At 41.5% G+C, this 19660-nt stretch carries 15 protein-coding genes and 1 pseudogene; 3 read left to right on the top strand and 13 right to left on the bottom strand.

Annotated features, from left to right (window positions below):
• Positions 1–207 precede the first annotated feature (207 nt).
• The 7 genes from F972_RS10375 to F972_RS10405 all read right to left on the bottom strand — a co-directional run bounded on the left by F972_RS10375 (position 208) and on the right by F972_RS10405 (position 8874).
• On the bottom strand, positions 208–2019 hold the full coding sequence (locus F972_RS10375; RefSeq protein WP_004769685.1) for an ABC transporter substrate-binding protein: 1812 nt from the start codon (positions 2017–2019) through the stop codon (positions 208–210).
• Positions 2020–2030: 11 nt separating this feature from the next.
• The gene (locus tag F972_RS10380; protein WP_378251351.1) at positions 2031–3776 is read right to left on the bottom strand and encodes an ABC transporter substrate-binding protein; all 1746 of its coding nucleotides are present in this window, start codon (positions 3774–3776) and stop codon (positions 2031–2033) included.
• Positions 3777–4009: 233 nt separating this feature from the next.
• Positions 4010–4651 carry a dethiobiotin synthase gene (gene bioD / locus F972_RS10385; protein WP_004682886.1) on the bottom strand — a complete coding sequence of 214 codons (642 nt, stop codon included), beginning with the start codon at positions 4649–4651 and terminating at the stop codon, positions 4010–4012.
• Entirely contained in the window at positions 4648–5400 is a 753-nt protein-coding gene (gene bioC / locus F972_RS10390; protein ID WP_004682887.1) for a malonyl-ACP O-methyltransferase BioC, read from the bottom strand. Before bioC ends, bioD begins: the two co-directional genes overlap by 4 nt.
• On the bottom strand, positions 5397–6551 hold the full coding sequence (locus F972_RS10395; protein ID WP_004682888.1) for an 8-amino-7-oxononanoate synthase: 1155 nt from the start codon (positions 6549–6551) through the stop codon (positions 5397–5399). Before F972_RS10395 ends, bioC begins: the two co-directional genes overlap by 4 nt.
• Positions 6538–7833, bottom strand: a complete 1296-nt coding sequence (bioA, locus tag F972_RS10400) for an adenosylmethionine--8-amino-7-oxononanoate transaminase (protein WP_004769686.1) — start codon at positions 7831–7833, stop codon at positions 6538–6540. Before bioA ends, F972_RS10395 begins: the two co-directional genes overlap by 14 nt.
• A 312-nt stretch (positions 7834–8145) precedes the next feature.
• Positions 8146–8874, bottom strand: coding sequence for an alpha/beta hydrolase family protein (locus tag F972_RS10405; protein ID WP_004682891.1), 729 nt, complete (start codon positions 8872–8874; stop codon positions 8146–8148).
• A 120-nt stretch (positions 8875–8994) separates the two neighbouring features.
• Between F972_RS10405 and F972_RS10410 the strand changes: the two genes are divergently transcribed.
• Entirely contained in the window at positions 8995–9573 is a 579-nt protein-coding gene (locus F972_RS10410) for a peroxiredoxin (protein ID WP_004682892.1), read from the top strand.
• A 52-nt stretch (positions 9574–9625) separates the two neighbouring features.
• On the opposite strand, the gene ftn is transcribed toward F972_RS10410, so the two are convergent.
• Positions 9626–10090, bottom strand: coding sequence for a heteropolymeric bacterioferritin subunit Ftn (gene ftn, locus F972_RS10415; RefSeq protein WP_004663600.1), 465 nt, complete (start codon positions 10088–10090; stop codon positions 9626–9628).
• 353 nt (positions 10091–10443) lie between these two features.
• On the opposite strand from ftn, the gene F972_RS10420 reads away from it, so the two are divergent.
• Entirely contained in the window at positions 10444–11499 is a 1056-nt protein-coding gene (locus F972_RS10420; RefSeq protein WP_004682893.1) for an SDR family oxidoreductase, read from the top strand.
• Positions 11500–11560: 61 nt separating this feature from the next.
• Here the strand turns inward: F972_RS10420 and F972_RS10425 are convergent, their stop codons facing one another.
• From F972_RS10425 to F972_RS10445, 5 genes are all read right to left on the bottom strand, one after another.
• Positions 11561–12079, bottom strand: a complete 519-nt coding sequence (locus F972_RS10425) for a DUF6155 family protein (protein ID WP_004769688.1) — start codon at positions 12077–12079, stop codon at positions 11561–11563.
• Positions 12076–14109, bottom strand: a complete 2034-nt coding sequence (gene ligA, locus F972_RS10430) for an NAD-dependent DNA ligase LigA (RefSeq protein WP_004769689.1) — start codon at positions 14107–14109, stop codon at positions 12076–12078. The genes F972_RS10425 and ligA overlap by 4 nt, the downstream gene beginning before the upstream one ends.
• Before the next feature lie 70 nt (positions 14110–14179).
• Positions 14180–15172: a cell division protein ZipA C-terminal FtsZ-binding domain-containing protein gene (locus F972_RS10435; RefSeq protein WP_004757322.1), complete on the bottom strand. Its 993-nt coding sequence runs from the start codon at positions 15170–15172 to the stop codon at positions 14180–14182.
• Position 15173: 1 nt separating this feature from the next.
• On the bottom strand, positions 15174–18623 hold the full coding sequence (gene smc, locus F972_RS10440) for a chromosome segregation protein SMC (RefSeq protein ID WP_004769690.1): 3450 nt from the start codon (positions 18621–18623) through the stop codon (positions 15174–15176).
• Between the two features lie 24 nt (positions 18624–18647).
• A complete protein-coding gene (locus F972_RS10445; protein ID WP_004769692.1) occupies positions 18648–19343 on the bottom strand; it encodes a GntR family transcriptional regulator in 696 nt (231 codons plus the stop codon).
• A gap of 154 nt (positions 19344–19497) precedes the next feature.
• Between F972_RS10445 and F972_RS15900 the strand changes: the two are divergent.
• Positions 19498–19660: pseudogene (locus F972_RS15900) on the top strand (IS4 family transposase); the annotation flags it as partial.

A 19660-nucleotide genomic window follows, 5' to 3' on the forward strand; every position in this document is an offset into this window, starting at 1 on the left:
AGACTCTTACTGTCAGAATCTAAATCAATATTTACTATCGTGGAGGCGGCATGGATGCCGCCCTGTCGGACTGCGGTAACAGGGACGTACCGTCAGTCCGACAAAGGATTTTTGCTTACTTTTCATCCTTGAAAAGTAAGGCGAGCCGCAGGCTGATAGCAAAATTAGATATAAACTCGGCAAGACTCCATGATGCAGACACAAAAATTATTTCCTTTCCTCAATATCAATATACATCCATTCCGCAGGCAAAATCGGATGCTTTTTATAGCCAATCACACGGGGCTGAATCAGAACATTACGATAACGACTGGAAATCATTTGCACAGGCGAATAAAACTCTAAAAGCCGTGCCATCTTCCGATATAACTGATCTCGTTCAGGTCCATTAGACAGTTTAAGTGAATGCTCATACAAACGGTCATATTCAGGCAACTTAAAACAGGAATTATTGGTGGCATTGACATTTTTGCCATAAAACAACTGCATAAAATTATCGCCATCAGGATAATCCGCAATCCATGCAGAACCCTTAAACATGGTTTTACATTGCTTTTCTGCTTTTAAACCCTCAGCAAAGGGCACAGGTTTGGACACCATATTCACTTTAATACTGGCTAAATCTTTCTTTAGTAATTCAGCCATTTGCATACTTCGTGCGCTATTACTGGATGGCATAAACTCTATCAGCAAGGGCTTACCATTCGGTAAACTACGCCAGCCATCCATGCCAATTTTATAATGATACCGATCCAGCAATAAATTGGCCGCTTTCACCGAATACGGCACACTGCCCTTATAATCGGGATCATGCCCTGCCACGCCGTAAGGAATCGGGAACTGTAAACGCTTGGCATCCCCTTTCATTAAAATCTGAATATCTTTTTCAGGTGAATGTGCCATGGCCATCGCACGGCGTAAGGCAATTTTTTCCTTACTCAATCCACCGACCATAGGGTTTTGCATATTCCAGTATAAATAATCAATCGAGGGATCAGAAATTCGGGAAAGCTGAATACCCTTTTGCTCAAATTCAGCTTTTAACTTACTATCTTTGAGTGCCTGAGCAGGCAAATCTCCTGTTAAGGTCAATAAATCCAGTCCATCTTTCTGAAACGACAACCACCCCGACTGTGCTTCCTCAATCACCTGAATATCCACCACACCAATCTGTGGCATTTTCTTGCCTTGCATTTGCTGGACAATTTTCTGATCGTCTGGATTGCTGGCCTTAAAATCCCAGACAAAGCCACGATAGTCAGGATTGGCTTTTAAAATAATCCGTGAAGCAGGTGTCCAGCGGGACAATAAATAAGGCCCTGTGCCAATCGGATGCCCCATGACAAAACCAGCCTTGTCCCGATAATGTTCAATCACTTCACGGGCGACTGCCCCTGTTGGCTGATGTGCCAGCAACATCGGAAAATTATGATTTGGTTCAGTCAGGCGAATCACCAGCGTATAACGATCAGGCGTTTGCAAGCCTGCAATCGGCTGATCGTAATTAAACTTCCCCGTTTTATTCGCTTGCTGGATGGCACTGTCCATTCCTGCGATGCGTCCCTCAAATAACCAGCTACTCGGTGAATGCAGTTGCGGATCAAGCAACCGCTTAAAGGAATAAGCATAATCTGCTGCGGTGAGTTCTCGTGGTTTCCCCTTAAACACAGGGTCTGGAGAAAAATAAATACCTTTTTTAAGATGGATGGTATAGGTCAAGCCATCCGCACTGACTTCTGGCAAGGCAGCCGCAGCATTAGGAACCAGCTTGGCAGGTGAAGCCAGATAATCATAGGTATATAAGGTATCGAAAATGGAATACAGTACATGCGCTGAATACAAATCCTGAACTGCGGCAGGATCAAAACCTGTTTCCGCCACAGGAAAGGCATAGCGCAGCACCTTGTTTGGATCGGCTGGACTTTTTGCCATTGTGCCATTGCTTATGCCAATCGAGATTGTGCCAAGCAAGACCGCCATCCCATACTGCTGCAATGAAATTTTAAAATTCTGCTTCATACGTGTTCACATTATTTCTTTTGTGTTGGAACAATATCCAGATATTGCCAATTGGTACTCATAATCGGATGTGCCTTAAAGCCCTGAATTTCAGGCTGAATGACCCAGTTACGGTTACGGGTATCCTGTAGCACCCACGGATTGTCCGCTTCAATTTGTCGGCTCATTTTTTCATAAAACGGCATACGTTGATCAGGCGGTAATTTCATTGCATTTTGATAGAGCGCATCATAGGCTACGGATTGATAACAGGATAAATTGCCTCGACCAACATTCGCCCCATAAAGTAGTTGAGCAAAATTTTCTCCCTCTGGATAATCGGCGTGCCACGCACCGCCCCACATCATATATTTACATTGAAAAGCAGCCTTGAGGTTGTCAGCAAAATTACTGACCTTAAAATCTGCCCGAATCCCAATCGCATCCAGCCCCTTTTTCCACAGTTCTGAATAAATCACAGAAGACGAACTACTTTCAGTATTAATTTTAAGGGTTAAAGGCTTGCCATTTGGGAACGTGCGATAACCATCTGCCGCCTTTTTATAGCCAAAATGATCCAGCAACTTATTCGCCAAGACAGGGTTATAACCAATGCTACTGCGATAATCTGGATTATGACCATTGACGCCAGCAGGCACCAGCATTTCAGCCTTAACCGCCTGCCCTTTACGCAGAATACGAATATACTCATTCATATTCAATGACATGGCAATCGCCCGTCTTAATGCAATTTTATCCAGACTACTGCCACCCACCACAGGATCACGCATGTTAAACATGGTGTAGGTGACTTCTGCTTCCTTATTGGCATACAGGCGAATGCCCTTTTTCTGCATCTCCGCATTCAGTTGATTGTTTTGGTCTAAGGCTTTGGCAATAGCATTAGCCGTTAAGCTATCAAAATCAAGTTGTTTGGACTGAAATGCCAGCCAGCGTGATTGTTCTTCTTCAATAATACTGACCGTCACTTTGCCAATTTGTGGCATGTGTTTACCACTCATTTGCTTGACCAGTTGATTATCCCAAGCCGTGCCTGTGGATTTAAAATTCCAGATAAAACCACGATAATCAGGATTGGCGACCAGCTCGATTTTACTGCGAGGAACATATTTACCCAGCATATAAGGCCCTGTGCCGACAGGGTGCATACCGATACGATCTTTATAGTATTCAACTACTTCCCGAGCCGTTGCGCCAAAGGTGCTATAGGCAAGAATATAGGGGAAATTATAATCAGGCTGGGTGAGGGTAAATTGAATGGTATATTTGTCGAGGGCTTTTACTCCCTCAATCGGTGCATCGTAATCAAATTTTCCTGTCTTGTTGGCTTGCTCCACCAGTGCATTTGCACCAAGCAATTTATTGTCAATAAAGGAAAAAGATGGCGCATGATTCTTTGGATCAAGAATACGCTTTACCGCATAGACATAATCCTCAGCGACCAGTTCCCGTCGCTTGCCTTTAAATGCAGGATCATCGGTAAAGTAGATGCCTGGCTTGATTTTAAAGGTGTAGACCTGTCCATTTTTTTTGATCACTGGCAAGCTCTGAGCTGTTGCAGGCACTAGCTTGACTGGATTTGCCAAGTAATCATATTGAAGCAATCTTTCAAAAATTACATCAGCAATATTACCACTATAAAAATTGGAGGTTTTCACCATATCAAAACCATCATCAGGTGCAGGAAACGCCACCCGCAGCACCTTGTCAGCTTGGGCAGGAGTCTTTGCATGGCTGACTGGCATCCCTGTAATCATGACCGCAATTAAGGCGACCTTTAAAAATTGAGGCTTCAATGTAATGCTCATATCCTGATTTTTAATCCATATCCAGCTTTTCGCCAGTATTCAGGTGTATTGATGAATTTGCTTTTATGGACTCCATCATTCTATATTTTTGCAAAAGAATCAATGAATTAATATTTTCAACATTTGATTAAAATATGATATTGTTTTATAATAAGTTTTTATTTCATTAATCATTGTCAGAATTAAAACTTTTCCAATTCAATCCATTCTGCTTCAGGAAAATGCTTTGCCAAATAAGCTTTTAAATAATCTGCGGTATCTTTCGAAATAAGCGGATCTTTCGACTCATCCTTTAAGTTATATACCAAAGCATGCAAACTCAAACCACGATGTTTTAAAGCCTCCAGACTCAATAAAGTATGATTAATACTACCCAAACGTCCAGAAGTGACCAGAATCACAGGAAATTGATGTTCAGCAATATAATCAATAGTCAACAACTCTGTGGTTAAAGGCACCATCAAACCGCCCGCACCCTCTAACAATACTACATCAAAACGCTGAGCAAGCTCTTTAGTTGCAGCTTCGATCTTGGCAAAATCTAACTCACGCCCATCCAAACGTGTAGCTAAATGTGGCGAGGCAGGATAGCTAAAAATTTCAGGCATGGTCAATTTTTCATGATCTTCCTGAAACCAGCCACTGCCCATAATTTCACGATGCTTTTCAATATCTTCTGAACTATCTACATTCCCAGTTTGTACCAACTTCTGGGTGATAACACGCTGCCCTTGTTCAGTCCAAAGTTTGGCGAGATAACCAGTGGCATAAGTTTTCCCAATTTCTGTATCAATACCGCTGACAAAATAAATTGCTGCACTCATGCTATTCTCCGTGCAATCACATAAATCGGATGATAAGTCAGACGGAAACCTTGCTCATCATGAAACTGTTGATAATCTGAATAAAACTGCTGTAACGATTGCTTGGTCCAGCGATGCGATTTTGCTGTTGCAGTCACCCCCGTCGCTTTTAAATGCTGCAATACAGATTTTGGATGATCAAAATATAGATGTTTTTGCTCTTCTTCTATAAACACAATCTCAAAGCCACTTTCTTCAAGTTTCTGTTTCAGTACTTCACTGGAATAATAATTTAAGCCTTGCCCAGTCAGCTTTTTGATTTCAATTAAATTATTTTCACCAAATGTAGAGAAACCCAAATAGCCTTTCGGTTTTAAAGCATCATGAATTCGGTGCAATAACTTAGGTAGATCAGTCATCCACTGTAATGCTGAACTAGAAATCACTGCATCTAAGGACTGTGGTAAAGTCAGCTGTTCAATATCTCCGATCAACCAAGCTATATTTTGAATCGTTGAAAAATGCTGTTCAACATCAGCATATAAATCATTTAAGAATAGCTGTTCAAACTGAAAATGAGTCTGAAATAAATGCGTTAGATTGCCTGAACCACAGCCAATCTCAAGCACAGAGGCTAAGTTCTGCGGACAATACACTTTAAGATATTCAAATAACTGTGCACTAATCTGTTTCTGTACCACAGCATGTTCGACATAGCTTTGCCCTGCTTTGGCAAAACGTTGGGCAACCAGTGCTTTATCGATGCTCACAAACACTCCACTAGTTGTTGCAGTTCATTTTTTTGCACCAAAGCGGTGAGCGAGATACGAAGACGTGAGCTATTTTGTGGCACCGTTGGTGGGCGTACTGGCATGGCATAAAAGCCTTGTTGTTGTACATAGCGTGCTTTTTCAATGGCCGCTTGGCTTTCACCCAAGATAATTGGAATGATATGACTGCTGGATGGACTCGAAAAACCTTTTGCAATCACCGCTTGCTGTAAATATTGACTGATCTCAGCCAAGTGCTGACGCTGTTGCTGCATGTTCAGCACTTTATTAAAAATAAAATCTGACCATGCCATCGAGATTGGAGGCAAAGCAGTACTAAAAATCAGTGGGCGCATTTTATTGATTAGATAATCACGCATGATTGAATCACAAATGATATAGCCGCCCACAGAAGCAATTGCCTTACCAAAGGTTCCAACCAAGAAATCAATCTGATCCAATACGCCATATTGTTCAGCACAGCCCAGACCTTGCCCCCCCCTGACACCGATCGCATGTGCTTCATCAACATACAACATGGTTTTAGCAAATCGCTGTTTTAACTGTGCCAATGCTGCTAGATCAGTCTCATCACCATCCATACTAAAGATACTTTCAGTCACCACAATAATGCGTTCAATTTGCTCATCTTGATGATACTTTTGCAATAATTGTTCCAGATGCTGCAAATCATTATGACGATAACGCACATATTGAGCATTCGATAATCGAATGCCATCAATCATACTAGCATGCACCAGTTTATCGGCAAGAATAATAGTTTTGCTATCCGCTAATGCAGGCAAAATACCGATATTCATGTGATAGCCACTATTGAAAAGCAATGCAGCACGACCGAAAGTCTTGCTTAGGCTATTTTCAAATTGTTCATATTCTGCAAAATTACCCGTGAGCAAGCGTGACGAAGATGAACTAAAGAGCGCCCGTTCAATTTTCAGCGTATCGAGAAATTCTTCTCTTAAACTTAAATCAGCGGCCAAGCCTAAATAATCATTGGATGCTAGGTTCAACATGGTTCGATCTTGGATGGTAATCCATTTTCCCTGCTGTTGATTTGCAGTAAATTGACGAAAATTACCTTGCTGTTTAAGCTGGTCAAGCTGCTCGGCATAATGATCAAGCAAGGACATTGCTATGCGCTCCTTGCATATTTTTTACCACTTCACTCATCTGTGCTAATAAATAATGGAGTTCCTCATCTGTGATCACATACGGCGGCATCACATAGACCAATTTTCCAAATGGTCGCACCCAAATACCCCGTTCAACGAACTGTTGCTGCAAGGTTTTCATATCAACACTAGAGGTTAATTCAACCACTCCAATCGCACCTAATACACGTACATCTGCAACATGATCAAGTTCTACTAAATCACTTAATTGCTCAACAAGGATCTTTTCAATACGTTGAATATTGCTCTGCCAATCTTGCTCAACCAATAATTGGGTACTTCTTAAAGCAACAGCACAAGCCAATGGATTCGCCATAAAGGTTGGGCCATGCATAAATACGCCTGCTTCGCCACGACTAATGGTTTCAGCCACTTGTTTAGTCGTTAATGTTGCAGACAAAGTCATATAACCACCTGTTAAGCCTTTACCAATACACATGATGTCTGGCTCAACTTGCGCATGTTCCCAAGCAAACATTTTACCTGTACGTCCAAAACCTGTCGCAATCTCATCAAAGATCAGCAATAAATTGTATTGCTTACATAAAGCTTTGGCCTGACGTAAATATTCAGGATGATAAAAACGCATCCCACCTGCACCCTGAACAATTGGCTCGATAATCAATGCGGCAATACTCTGATGATGCTGTTCGATCTGCTGTTTGAGCTCTTGAATATCTTGTGGATCCCATTCACCATCGAAGCGACTTTGTGGCGCGGGTACAAAGATTCGATTCGGTAAACTACTGCCAAAAATCTGATGCATTCCTGTGACAGGATCACACACAGACATCGCATTCCAAGTATCACCATGATAGCCAGAACGTGTAGTAATAAAATTGGTTTTCTCAGGTTGATTCAATGCAGCCCAATACTGCACTGCCATTTTTAAAGCCACTTCAACTGAAACCGAACCTGAGTCAGCATAGAAAATTTTATCTAAACTCGGCGGCGTAATTTTTAATAATAATTTGCCCAATCCAATTGCAGGTTCATGGGTTAGACCACCGAACATGATATGCGCCATGCTCTGCAATTGATCTGTAACCGCTTGGTTCAGTTCAGGATGGTTATAGCCATGAATCGCACACCACCATGACGACATGCCATCAACCAAAGTTCGACCATCTTCTAATTCAATTGTTGCACCGTAAGCACGTTTGACTTTAAAGCTTGGTAGTGGATTTAACATTGAAGTATAGGGATGCCATATATGTTCTAAATCAAATGGGTCTGTCATCCTTTACCTCTGTAAATTCAATATTTAACGATGTGCTCTACAGTGTCATTCCGAGTACTCACCCAATTTCAGGATAAGCCTTCAGCTGTACTTACTTTTCAAAGATGAAAAGTAAGCAAAAATCTTTTGTTAGGCTGATGGCACATCCTTGATGCCACAGCCTAACGGCGACATCCATGTCGCCTCCACGATAGCGAATATTAAAAGTAAATTTCAATAATGATTAGAACGTTCAATAAATCTCAACAGCTTTTTATCTTAAACTTGTCAAAATCTAAAATAAATTGCGATAACTTTCATTCCACCGCAAGATTAAACAATCGGCTGAATAAAATCTTCAATTATTTGCACAGTCTGCTCAACCATAAAACATGGAAAACCATGTGATGCTTGATCAAAAGAAATTATAGACAGGTTCTTTGTAGCTAAATTCTGGATATTTCGCATAATCTGGTAAGGAATTAATGCATCACTCTCTGCGAACACATGCAACTGTCTACCTTGATAATTTTTATACATCTCAACCAGATTTAATTGCTCTAGCAACTTTAAACCTTGTCTAAGCAATGCAATCGGTTGTGGACGAATCAATCTCTGCATAGCCACGAAGTCTTTTTTTGCCGAACTTGTACCTTGACAGACCAATAAGCCAAAACGTTTTAAGGTGGTAATCGCATCCTGTTCAAATGACTGTTTAAATGCAAAGAAAGTTTCAATTGGCATCGCGGTGGTCCAATCTGCTTGAGCCACAAAACATGGATTCGACGCTAAAGTGATTAAAGCTTTCTGCTCATTGTATTGTTGTTGGATTTGATTAACCAGTAAGGTTGCCAGTTGTCCGCCAAGCGACCACCCAACAATCACATCAAAATTACGTGCAAACTCAACTTGTTGTCCTAACACTTCATTATCCAAAGCATTAAAAATATTAATTCGCTCAACGCTATGTCCGTTTTGTTCTAAAGCCTCATGTAAAGGTTTTAATAATTCGGCACCACCGCCCCATCCAGTAATGAGTAGAATCTTTTTAGACAAATGCATCCCTTTACACTGATCAACTACTTTGTATAAAACATCGCATAGATTGGTTATTTTTTCTAGCTGACACGATTCAATTTGCTAAAATATGCGCTATTATTCCAACGATACTTTGAGATCACAATGATGAATACGATAACGTCCAAAGTTCTTATTTTATGCAGTTCTCTTGTTTTGCTCAGTACACCAAGCCTAACCACAGCACAAAGCACATTATTCTCCAAACAAGATACCGCTCAAAAGCAATGGGTGGGACAATCCGCGCCTGATTTCAAGTTGCAAGACCAGAAAGGTCAATGGCATACCCTCAGCCAATATAAAGGCAAATGGATTGTGCTATATTTCTACCCAAAAGATAACACCGCTGGATGTACTCAAGAAGCGAATCAATTTAAATCACTTTATCCTCAATTCTTAAAGTCGAATGCAGTAATTTTGGGTGTGAGCTTGGATGATGTTACATCACACCAAAAATTTTCACAAAAGCTCGGTTTGCCTTTCCCAATTTTGGCAGATGAAAAAGGCGAACTTGCTGGAAAATTTGGCATTGTTAGAAACCTTGGGATTACAAAAATTGCTAAACGTGAGAGTTTTTTGATTAATCCTCAAGGTGCAATTATGTATCACTACACGAGTGTGAATACGCAAACGCATGCGGATCAAGTATTAAAAGATTTAAAAGAAGCCCAAACTAAAAAATAATTCATAAATAAAAAACTCAGCATCTGCTGAGTTTTTTATTTATTCGTAAATCTTAAATTTGCGATTGAATATAATTTTGCAAACCAATTAATTCAATTAAACGCAATTGTTTTTCTAACCAATAGGTATGATCTTCTTCTGTGTCCGAAAGCTGCTGACGCAACATATCACGACTGATGTAATCACCTTTATCTTCACAAAGCTTAATGCCTGTCGCTAGTTTTTCACGCACATGGTATTCAAGTGCTAAATCAGCTTTTAAACAACTTACGACATCTGTACCCACATTGATGTCTTCACGATTCATATTAGGTTGAGCACCCAAAAATAAAACACGGCGAATGATTGAATCAGCATGTGAAGCTTCTTCTTGCATTTCATGGTCAATACGCTCGTAAATCTTGCTCAAGCCCCAATCTTCATACATACGGGAATGGATTAAATATTGATCACGAGCAGCCAATTCACCGCCAATGAGCATATTTAAATAGTCGATGACTTCTGGATTGCCACGCATAATACTTACTCCTATCGAATGACAACATTATGGTCAATTTACACAATAATTGCAAAACCAAAAGTGTGTAAGTTTATGATTTTTATAAAATTAAAATGAGAAACATACGCATTTACAGTTTTAATTCGCTCAATTTATCTAATTAAAATAAGCCTTTGCACATTGGGCATAGCTTCACAACTCAATGAATTTAATCAAAATCCTTTATTTAGTTTTTTGTAACGGTTAGCAATGCTTCTTATTCCACTGCAATTTTGATCAAAAAACATTAAAAAATGACTGCTCGGCTGTTGTTTGTTTACACAAAATTCGGTAAATAACATCAATCACAAAAACACAATGCGGAAATAACAATGGATAAAAGTAAACCAATCTTGGTCACGGGTGCTACGGGTTATATTGCGGGCTGGATTATTGAACGACTGTTGAATCAGGGTTACAACGTACATGCTACGGTTCGAGATCCATCTAAGAAAAATAAAATTCAGCACCTGTATGATCTAGCAGATAAATCATCAGGACAAATTCAGTTTTTTAAAGCCGATTTACTTGAATCTGGTTCTTTTGATGAAGCCATGCAAGGCTGTGAAATCGTGATCCATACCGCCTCGCCTTTTGTTGTGACCAACTATAAGGATGCAGTAAAAGATATCATTGAGCCTGCGGTAAAAGGAACAGAAAATGTACTGGACAGTGTCAATCGCACTGAATCAGTCAAACGTGTGGTGCTGACCTCAAGTATTGCCTCAACTTATGGCGATGCGGTGGAGATTCAAAATACCGCGAATAATGAGTTTGATGAAAGCCACTGGAACAATACCAGCAGTGAAACCCATCAACCATACCCCTACTCGAAAGTTGCCGCAGAACGTAAAGCCTGGGAAATGGCAGAGCAACAAAATCGCTGGAGTCTTGTCTGTATCAACCCTGCACTGGTGATGGGACCATCACTCACTGATGCAAGTCAGTCTGGCAGTATTGAAGTACTACAACAGTTTGGCAATGGTACCACTCTGTTTGGTGTACCACCAATGTGGAACGGCATTGTTGATGTTCGTGACGTTGCCGATGCACATGTTGCTGCGGCACTCAATCCTAAAGCACAAGGTCGCTATATCATTTGTGGTGGCACATTAAGCCTACTAGAAATGGGCCAGGCATTAACGAAAAAGTTTGGCTACAGATACCCTTTCCCACATTTTACTGTGCCTAAGACAGCATTTTCTTTAGTTGCACCCATATTTGGGCATTCCCGTCAATTTGTAAAACTGAATATGGGTTATCCAATCTACTTTAATTCACAACGTAGTGTGAATGAGCTAGGTATTCAATATCACGATATTCGTGAAAGTGTATGTGAACATTTCCAGCAATTGCTTGATGATGGGATTGTGAAAAAATATATTTAACAATAAAAAGCCTATTCAACCACATCGGTTTGAATAGGCTTTTTTCTTATACTTTCAAGTATTAATCATCAAAATAATCACTATAAATTTCACATAGTCCATCATGAAACCCCCAGCCAATATTATCTGTATCGTGACAAATTTTTGCTGCTCTTTGTTGAAATTGACTTTCTACATTGAGCTGCTTCATCCATTTCATTGCCTGAGCAAACATTGACTCCATGCTATTATAAAATGGCTCATTGATATCACCATACATGTTGGTAAATTTTACTCCAATTTCAACATAATAGATTGCAAGATCAACTAGATGTATATTTAATCCATTGAGTTTTTTAAAGTCCATAACCGCTTTTCGTGCGACAGATAACCTTGCATCGCCAAATCCATGTTTGGGCAAAAATTCATCCTGAATTATTTTTTTATATTTAGAGAGTACGTCATTTGCCCCCTCTGCACTTATCTGTGAATCATAAAAATCTCTGACTACTGAGAACTGTTGATATAGTTTAACAATTTCTTGAAGCAATTCTTTTTCAGGTTTTGTGACCAGATGGGCTTTCAATGCTTTAATACTCATTCAACACCTCCGTACTGCGCCAAGAACTCTAAAAACTCTTGTTCATTCATTACCCGAATGTCCAGTTTCTGCGCTTTATCCAACTTGCTTCCTGCTTTCTCACCAGCTACCACACATTTTGTTTTACTGGAAACACTACCACTGACACGTGCACCCAAAGCTTGTAACTTTTGTGTCGCCTCATCACGCCCCATACTTTCCAGTGTACCTGTCACTACCCAGCTTTCACCATTCAATGGTTGACGTGTTGGAGCTGTCGGTGCATCCCAATGAATTCCTGCTGCCAATAAACGATCGAGTACTTCAATGTTATGTGGTGCTTGGAAAAAGTCAGCAATCCATTCTGCTGTAATATCACCGACATCTGGCGTTTTCTTAAGTGCTTCAACATCGGCAGCTTTCAACGCATCCAAAGTTTGGAAAGTATTGGCTAACATGCGTGCTGTAGTTTCACCTACACCACGAATACCTAAGCCATAAATAAAACGTGCCAAGGTAGTTTTCTTGCTCGCTTCGATGGCATCAATCAAGTTCTGAACGGATTTTTCACCCATTTTCTCGATGGTCAATAAGGTGTCACGATGTTCATGTAAATGGTAAATATCAGCGACATCTTTAAGTAAATCGAGATGCAGAAGTGACTCTACCCAACGATCACCCAAGCCCTCAATATCCAAGGCTTTACGCGAAACAAAGTGACGAATGGCTTCGATCCGTTGTGCTGCACAATACAGGCCACCTGAACAACGTGCCAAGGCCTCACCCTCAGGTATAACAACAGGCGATTCACATACAGGACAATTCGTCGGGAGATGGACGATCTCCGCATTGGCAGGTCGGAACTCAACCCAAACTTTCTCAACTTTTGGAATCACATCGCCAGTACGGTAGACACTAACGGTATCGCCAATACGCACATCTAAACGATGGATTTCACCAATATTGTGTAAGGTCACATTAGATACCGTTACACCACCAACAAAGACAGGTGTTAAACGCGCGACAGGAGTAAGCGTACCAGTACGTCCCACTTGCCAGTCAATATTTTCGACTTTGGTCAGTGCCGCTTGTGCGGGGAATTTATAAGCGATTGCCCAGCGTGGTTCACGACTTAAAAAGCCCAATTGTTGTTGCTGTTTAAGACTGTCGACCTTAATCACCATACCATCAATTTCAACTTTAAGATCTGGACGTTCTTGTTGGATTTGTTCATAGCGTTGCTGTACCTCCTCAATCGAGGCACAGAGAAATTGACGTTCTGCGATTTCAAAACCAAATTTGGTTAACCAGTGCAGGCTGTCATGCATGGTCTCAAGGCCATGATTGGGCTGACATTGCGCAATACCATAAGCATAGAACGCCAATGGACGTGAAGCTGCAATGTTTGGATCAAGTTGGCGCAAACTTCCTGCTGCTGCATTCCGTGGATTGGCAAAGGTCTTATCGCCTTTGGCTTCCTGATCTGCATTGAGTTTTTCAAAGCCTTGCTTTGGCATCAATACTTCACCACGAACTTCCAGAAACTCTGGAATGGCTTGATGCTGACTTGATAATACTTTCGGCAAATTTCGAATGGTTTTAACATTCTGGGTAATATCCTCGCCTGTCTCACCATCACCACGGGTCACGCCACGAACCAAGACACCATTTTCATACCACAGTGAAATCGCTAAGCCATCGAGTTTAAGTTCAACGTCATACTGGACTTTTTGATTGGGTAAACGTTCATCAATACGACGGGCAAAGGCAAACAGATCTTCCTGATTAAACACATTGCCCAATGACAACATTGGCACTGCATGGGTCACGCTTGCAAATTTTGACAAAGCTTGACCACCAACTTTATTGGTCGGTGTATCCGCCTGAATGCATTCTGGATATTGTTGTTCTAAGGCTTTCAGTTGATGAAATAAATGGTCATATTCACTATCAGAAATGCAAGGTTGATCCATTACATAATAAGCATGATTATGTTTTGCAATCAGTTGAATTAACTGACGCATTTGCTCAATAACTGAGTTGTGTTCCATTTAGATTTCACCATATAAAAGGGCGGAAAACCGCCCTATAACTTTTACTGAATTTATTATAAAAGATTGATTAAACCGTTGCTTGATTTGGACGATAATCAATCACATGATGACGCCAATGCTCTTTCAACTGCGGCGTGAATTCAAGATTGTTTTCATCGTAAACTTTACCATCAATCTCACGCGCAATTAAGCCTGCAATGCTGGTCATCATGTCATAGCCTGTCACCGCCTTGCTGTTTGGCAATGCAAGGAAAAATGCCAGACCCTGCACCTGTTCCGCAGACAATGTTTCCAGGTCAAAGCCCGCTGGGCCATTATCTGTGACGCGTAATACGGAGAACATCAATGGGCTTGGCTCATCGGTGTTTTCATAACGATGGAAACATGACATTTCGCCAAAACGCAGGCCATATTTCAGCAATACCTTTAATGCTTTATCACCAGACAAAGCACGACGTGGATTTGGATAAACATTCAAAGCAATAATTTGCTCTGCTGTTGCCAAAGCACTTTCATCATCATAGCGTTGCTGTTCATGCAAATGCACATCCAGAATATTACTTTCGCCATCAAACTCAGCAATCTCAACTGTTTCAATATTTGGGTTTAAGCTGAGCTGTGTTTCAGCTTTCTCATCCTGAGCTTTTTCTGGCGTTGCTAAAAGTGCTTCAACTTCGTCTTGAGACTGCGATTCTAGCACTGTCTCTTGTTTATTTGCATCCGAAGTGAGCTCAACAACTGGCTCAGGTTCAATCACAACATCAGTTTCAGTCGCTTTTACAATATTTTCCGCAGTAGCTATTTCAACTGGCGCTTTTGCTTCAATCGGTGCCGTGTTAAAACTTGGTTCAACACGGTTGGTTGCAGCGGTAACCACATCATTTTGCAAAATCTGATCCCTTACATGACGAGGAATCACAGGTTGCTGACTTTCAGGGTTAACATGAAGATCTGCTTCTAGTGAAAGCTCAACTGGTTTTGGTTTTCTTAAAATCATGATCAAACCAACGAGCATAATCACAACGGCGACAACAATGCCTATTATTGTATTCATTTCCATACTAGGACTCCGCAACTAACCCGTATTCTTTTGCCTGTTCTAAATCCACAGTCACTAATTTTGATGTGCCTGGCTCTGGCATGGTCACTCCAAGTAAATCAGTTGCCATTGTCATTGCCAATTTATTATGTGTAATGTAAATGAATTGCACTTGTTCAGAAAGCTCTTTTACCAAATTACAATACCGCTGTACGTTGGCGTCATCAAGTGGTGCATCCACCTCATCCAATACACAGAAAGGCGCAGGGTTCAGCCTAAAGATAGCAAACACCAACGCCAATGCCGTTAGGGCCTTTTCACCACCTGACAATAATGCCAGAGAACTGTTACGTTTACCTGGCGGACGCGCCATTAATTTCACCCCAGACTGCCAGTCATCCTCAAGGCTGAGGGTCGCCTCACCGCCATTAAACACTTTTGGAAACAAAAGTTGCAGCTCTTGATTCACCTGATCAAAGGTGGTCATAAACAGCTTTCGTGTTTCCTGATCAATACTCTTCATGGCATCCTTGAGCTGATCAACCGTATTTCGCAGATCTTGCATCTGATGGTTCAACTCATCAAAACGTTGCGACACTTCTTCGTATTCTTGTGAAGCTGCCAAATTCACAGCACCGATTTTCTCAAATTGTTGCTGGGCTTTTTCAAGTTTTTGCTGATGATCTTTCATTTCTATCGTCAGGTCAGATAAAGCTTCCGCATTGAGTTCTTTCAGCTGTTCCAGATAATGTTCACGATCTGATTTTGCTGCCTGCCAAGCCAAGCGCTTTTGTTCCAGTTGCTCACGCACCTGCTCATCTTTTTGCTGTGCCTGATGACGCTGTTCAGTCAGTTGCTGCTGTTTCTCTTGTACTTGATTGAGTTCCAGCTGCCATTCATTCCAGGTTTTTTGCAGTTTTTCGGTTTGCTGCAATTGCTCGTGGAATTGCGACTCCAAGTTCGGCAGCTCAAGCTGAATCGGATCAACAAATTTCCTCGCCTGCTCAATTTGTTCGATGATTTGACGATACTGCGTTTTCAGGAACGAGATATCTTTTTCCAATAACTCAATTTGCTGATTGGCTTGCGAGGTCTGGCGACGCAAAGCTTCACGTTGCTGTTGCTGTTGGGTCAGCTGTTGCTGTTGCTCATCCAATTGTTCATTTAGATTTTCGACCTGAAACTGCAAAGTTTTATAGTTGGGTAACACTGCTTCCAATTTAATTGCTAAAGCATGCAGGTCAATTTCCAGATCATCCCGCTGCATGGCATCTTCTTCAAGCTGCACATCCAGTTGTTTCAGTTGATCGGCCAATTGCTGCTGCTGCAACACAAATGCCTGTGCAGTACTTTGCAGTTTGGCAATTTGCACATCGAGTTGTTGTAATTCTTTTTGCTTCTGCTTCAAACCTTGTTGTTGCTGTTGCAACGTCTGTTGTTGCTGTTGCAAACTTTGCTGCTGTTGTGAAAACTGGCTTTCCAGATCAAGTAATTGTGGCTGCTGCTGTGCCAGTTGCTGCTCAATTTCTTCTAAACGCACTTGATGACTGAGCATCCCTTGTGCAGTCTGGCTCTCTTCATCGTAGTGCAACGCAATAACCCAGTCCGCACCGACATGATAACCATCCAGCGTTAAAATGGATTGTGCCTGATTGAGATCCGACTGATGATGCAATGCTATTGCCAAATTTTCTGCCACAGCAACATTGGCCCACAGTGAAGATTGTGGTGCTTCAATCCATGCACTTAAAAAAGCGAGTCCTGCAACTTGAACAGGCGGCCGTTGTGATGATTTTAACTGTCGTGCGATACCTTCTTGAAAGGCTTGATCTTTCTCAATCAAATGCGCTTGCAACCACTTGGCTAAGAACTTCTCAATAATGCATGCATGCACTTTAGCTTGAGCAGTTAAACGCAAGTTTTGCATTAATCGAACGATATCTTGGTTCTGTTTGGGACTCTGCTTTGCCACCAATTGATTCAGGTTCTTGTGTTCAGCCAATAACACCTGAATCTCTGTTTTTAAACTCTGTACATCAGTCTTGTTTAACTGTTGCTGATCCTGCTGGCTTTGTAGATTTTGCTGTAACTGTTCAATTGCTGTTTCCAGCTCAACAATCTCTTGTTGCAACTGCTGCTGTAATTGTTCCAGTTGCACCTGTTCATCATCCTGAACCTGAGCACGAATCTGGCTGCTTTGAATTTGCAAGGTTTGCTTTTGCTGTTCAATCCGCAGTACATTTTTGCTTAGTTGCTCAATCTGTGCCGCCATTTGCAGCTTTTGTTGTTGCTGCTTTTCAACTTGGGTTTTAAGTTGTTCAAATTGCTGTTGTGCCTGCTTTTGCTGTGCCTGAACATCGGTAAAATTTTGCTCGGCGGCTTGGGTCTGCTGTTCCAGCTCAAGCAATTTCTCATTTTGCTCATCAAACTGCGTGGTTAAGGTTTCAACCTGCAACTCGGATAACTGCAAACGCTCCTTGGTTTGTACTTTTTGCTGTTCAAGCTGAACCAAGCTGCTGCTGTTTTGCTGCAATAAACTCTGTTTTTGCTCCAGCGTCATTTTCAATTCAGCTAGTTTCTTCTCTGCCTGTTGCCACTCCTGTTGCAATGGTGAAGACTGCTGAATCAACCGCTGGAATAAAGCACTTGTGGCTTCAAGATCATGTTCAATCGTATGTGAATCTGAACGAACCAACTTAAATTGTTCACCTAACGTGGTCATTTCAACTGTATATTCTTGTTGTAGCTTTTGACTTTGATTGGCTTGGAACGAAAGGATTTCGATTTTTAAGATTCGGATTTGGCTTTCTAAAGTTTTGTATTGAATTGCGGCTTCAGACTGACGCTTCAAGGTTCTGAGCTGCGATTTCAGCTCTGCCGCTATATCCTCCAAACGAGCTAAGTTTTGCTCAGTATGTTCTAAATGCTGCAAAGTCTCACGACGACGTGCCTGATAACGGGAAACCCCAGCGGCTTCTTCAATAAATATCCGCATTTCTTCTGGTTTAGCATCAACCAGACGGTTAATCATGCCCTGCTCAATCACCGCATAAGAACGTGGCCCTAAACCTGTACCCAGAAAAATATCGGTAATATCACGGCGGCGGCAGCGTGTGCCATTGAGGAAATATTCAGACTTACCTTCACGCGTAACCTGACGACGCACCGCAAGCTCGTTATAGGCATTATAAGCGCCACCCAACTTGCCATAGGTATTGTCAAAACGAAGCTCTACACTGGCAAGACCGACAGGTTTACGCTTGGATGTTCCTGTAAAAATCACATCCTGCATGCTACCACCACGCAACTGACGTGCATTAGATTCGCCCATCACCCAGCGAATGGCATCAATGACATTGGATTTACCGCAACCGTTCGGGCCGACGACAGCAGTACGGTTGGCCTTAAAATTTAAAGTGGTACTATCGGCAAAAGATTTAAAGCCTGAAAGTTTTAAACTGCTTAAACGCATAACGCCGTGTTTTGACCTAAAAAATTAGCGGCGTGAGCGTCTTGCCCAAGCCAATTCAATCTGTTTCATACGTGTCAGAGATTCCAACACAAGGTTGCGCAAGTGTCGACAAAAATCTTCCATAAATAAAGCGGCTTGTTGTGATTTTCGGATCAAAATAGCATCAATCACCAGCTTGAACAGGGTAAACGACTCCTGTAGCTCGCGACGTGAGGTGTTTAAGGTTAAAAAATAGCTACGGCGTAACGATGGCAACAGTTCCTTGTAGAACTGCATCATGTAGGGATTCGCCACCATCTCCTGCTGTTCAGCCAGATATTTAAAGATAGCATCATAAAACTTCTCAATATCCCCAGCACGGACAAACTCCATCAGTTGGTCTAACAAGGCCTGTAGCTGTTCTGCCTCATTGACCCGCCAGGTCTCACTAATCCGCTGCACAATATGGCCCAACACCATCACATTGGTGTCAAACAGTGCCTTGACCTGCTGAGCCGACATTTCAGAGACAATTGCGCCACGGCGTGGAAAAATTTCAATTAAATAGGTACGTTCCAGCAGCAACAATGCTTCACGGACAGAGCCACGGCTGACATCCAACTCTTTCGCAATGCGCAGCTCCTGAATACGTTCGCCTTCAACCAGCTCGCCGCTAATAATTTGTTCACTAATGTATTTTGCAATCTGTTCAGAAAGACTATCAGCCTCTTCGAGATTCATGAGCCCCTCGCTATCTTTGTTATACGCATTGTTCAATGCTGTTTGCGCTTTTTTGTTTTAACTGATTTCGTTGTATAAATTCTCTCTGTACACGACAAAAATAGATAACTCATTGAAATAATGTCACAATAATTGTTTTCTAACGACGAATACTATGACACATCTCAATGAGTTATATCTTATCTTAAACAAATCTCTAAAATGGAACAAGTCACATTTAAAGTGCTTTTCGCTCATCATGCTTGCGATCATTTTAAAGCAAACGTGCAATCTTTCTTCTGCATCTAAAGCCTTGCCCATCAAGTGCTTACCACAAT

It is taken from the genome of Acinetobacter sp. CIP 102529, from assembly GCF_000368325.1.
Classification (GTDB): domain Bacteria; phylum Pseudomonadota; class Gammaproteobacteria; order Pseudomonadales; family Moraxellaceae; genus Acinetobacter; species Acinetobacter parvus.